At 40.6% G+C, this 3495-nt stretch carries 1 protein-coding gene; it reads right to left on the bottom strand.

Annotation, left to right across the window (positions count from 1 at the left end):
- Window position 1: 1 nt before the first annotated feature.
- Window positions 2-3495: Ig-like domain-containing protein (locus RHS_RS32085; RefSeq protein ID WP_395023582.1), on the bottom strand; the 3494-nt coding region annotated here is incomplete at its 5' end.

Here is a 3495-nt window from a genome sequence, read left to right on the forward strand (position 1 = left end):
GTTATTTTACGGTTATCTTAATTTGTGCTGATTTGCCATTGTATAATTTAGCAGTAACGATTGTCTGACCTTTTTTTACTGCTTTAATTACACCCTTGGAATTGACCGTTGCAATTTTATGATTACTGCTTGTATAGGTAATCTTGCCTGCACTTTTGCTGGAACGTTTTGCTTTTAATGCAAATGTCCTGCCTGCCTTTAATGTTTTACTCTTTTCATTTAAGGTAAGCTTTACCGGTGCTTTTCTAACGGTTATCTTACAAATTGCCTTTTTACCATTGCTTGTTTTCACAGTTATGGTAGCGGTTCCTTCTTTTACTGCCGTTAATTTTCCCTTGGAGTTTACTTTTACAACCTTCTTATTACTGGATGTCCATGTGTATTTTTTATTGGAAGCATAGGAAGGTTTCAGCGTTGGTTTCAAGGTATAAGTTTCCTTTACACCCAGTATCTTGCTTGTTCTGTTTAATTTAACACCCGTTGGCCTTTGTGTTACCGTAACTTTACATACAGCCGTTTTTCCATTGGCACTTACCGCTGTAATAACAGCTGTTCCTGCCTTTTTCGCAGATACTTTGCCGCTCTGGGACACCGTAACAACCGATGTCTTGCTGCTCTTAAAGGTCACTGCCTGATTGGTTGCATTGGCTGGTACAACGGCTGCATTTAATACTGCACTCTTACCTTTTTCCAAAGTCATGCTTGTCTTATCCAAAGTGACTCCTGTTACTGATACTTCTGCCGGTTTTACAGCTTCTGTTGTTGTCGCGGTAAAGATACCAGCCATAATCTCAGATGTTACAACTACAGAAATCTTTTGTCCTACATCAGACTTTGTAAGCTTATAGGATGTTCCGTTTGCACCCTGAATACCCTGGTCTCCGCGTTTCCATACATATACCAGGTTCTTTGGATTTTGGATACCTGATGTATTTACGGTAAGTGTTTCCCCTTCTTTTGCAGTACCTGAGAGGCTGATAGTACCAGTCATCATTTCTTTGTCTGTGGTAATGCTCAATGCTTCACTTAAATTTCCTGCTGTATGGTTTTCATTTGCAGCGATTCTCTGGTAGAAGACATATTCCGTTGCCGGATTTAATCCTGTAAATACAGGATTCTCTGTAAATACTAATCCTGTATTACCTGTCCATAATGCATATTCGTACCCGTCTGCAGTCTGTAACGTTATACTGTCTTTGCCTGCTTCTGCTTTTACCGGATTTATGATCTGCGGTTCTGCTGAAGTTACTCTGACATAACCGGATGCCTGCATTTCATCTAAAGTAACATTTACAAAGATTTTTGCTGTTCCCGTATTTTTAGCTGTTATCAAACCAGTTTCATCTACAGCGGCAACATTACCGTTGCTGGTATCATATGTAATGACTGCATTTGTCAAGTCTACAATCTGGCCTCTGGTGTCATATGCCATAATCTGGCTTACCTTTGTTGTTTCATCCCATAGCATTGAAGGCTTTAATGCAGAGGCTTTTATGGTACTCAGTGTAGCTAAATCGCCGCCTTCACCTGCTCCGTCTGCAAGCACATAGCTTCCAAGAAGATCTGCCTGGAACCGGATATCTGTTTTATTGCTGTCTGTATAGGTAAAGGAAAGTTCTGTCTTCTCCCCATCCCCGGATACATAGAATAATGCAAGTTTACCGGTGTCATAGCCAGCCGGTACCTTCATAGCGGCAGTGACGTGGTTTTCACCCAGGGTTAATTCCACGTTATCAGCCCATAGAGTAATATCAAATGCTGTAAATTCATCGGTAACATCCTTCATTGCCTCTGTTACGGTTTCATTCTTTTCATGTCCTGCTTCAATCAGGGCTGTTCTTAATTCCACATTATCCGGCAGTACTCCTGCTTCTGCATAGATAGAAATTCCGTTTACTTCATCCACAAGGGTAATTGGCTTCGGTGCAGGAATCAGTCCGTCAATTGCATTTCTCATTCCCTGTTCTGCCCCATTTACCTTATCTGCATCTGCATCTTCTTCTTCCAGTACCGCCTGAGCTGTATTGTATGCTTCATCAAATATTTCCTGTGTTGCAAGAGTTGCTTCTAAATATTTTTCTGTCTTTCTTACATCATCTGCTTCTTTTAATACGTTTATTAATGCATCTTTGGAAGGAAGTGTTACTTCCGGATTGCTGTACACTTCAATTTCTGCAAGCTGTACACGGAAATTATTCGGGCTGCCTTCATCGGTTGCCACATCCCCAAGTATGGTTGTGGTAATCTTAATGTACCTTGCATCATGGGATGCAAAACTGTAAACCTGCTCTTTAAAGCGCGGGTTTGGCTGATCCACTACAGATCTCACTAACTGCCAGTTTTTATTGTCTGTACTTACATAGATCTTAAAGCATTCCGGAAACGCACAGCTTAAATTATCTCCTGCAGCTGCATTTGTCCTTGGGAATAAAGCTACCTGATTTACAGATTTCACTTCTCCAAGATCCAGAACAATATTATGAGGATTTTTACTGATATCTTTTGTACTATAAATATCAGAAGTAAATCCGTTTGAATCATTTGTGGAAATGCGTTGTCCATCTGTTAATTTGCTCTTATCCCAGGAACCGGAGGCACCTGGCTTGTCTGCTACGGTGACGATTACCGGAGTAATTTTTTCCACTTTTTCTGTAAGTTCAAAGGAAACATCAACATCTTCCCTGCCAATTGTCACCGTTGTTGTGTTTCCATCTGTGGTACCGGTTTCTGTGCTCCAACCTGAAAATTCATAGTTTAACGGCAGCAGTACTTCTGCTTCAATAGTTACTTCCTGTCCTTCTTTAAAGGCCCCTGCAAATGGAATTCTCTTCTCTACACCGTTAATCTTAACATTCGCTGCATATTCCAAACCATTTGCATCAACGGTTAATACATGTCTTTCCTTTGGAATCTCTGTAAATACAGCTGTGAAATTTACATTCCGGTCTACTGTGATTTCCTTCGTATAAGGAACCTTGCTGTTTTCATCAGAAATAATTTCCGGATATGTACCTGTTATTTTCTGAATTACCCAGCCTTCTGCCGGTGCTGCAGTAACGGTTACTTTTTCACCTTTATTAACCTGGCTCTGGTACGGCACTGTAATATCTGCTCCATTTACCTGTATCGTTCCCTGTCCCACTACTTTTACATTTACATCGTACTGCTCTTTTTCTTCTCCTGTATATTCACTGCTTACAAATGAATACGTTCCGCTTTCTACTGTGAATGCTACATATTCATTGTCTTCATCCTTATAAGTAACTCCATCCGGTAAATCAAGAACAGATCCGTCAGCATAGATTGTCTGATCTCCTAACTGGATCATCGTCTGTTTGCCCTCTATTCTTGGAACATAGATATCAGCACTTTTCGAACCTTCCGGTACGGTTACTCCTAAAGTGGTATCTGTATCTGTTTCTTTCACTGTTACAGCGATATCTCCATTAGGTGATGGTATTTCTGCATTGATATCCTTTAATCCTGCTGTCTGTG

The sequence above is a fragment of the Robinsoniella sp. RHS genome, assembly GCF_001029355.1.
GTDB classification, from domain to species: Bacteria; Bacillota; Clostridia; order Lachnospirales; family Lachnospiraceae; genus Robinsoniella; species Robinsoniella peoriensis.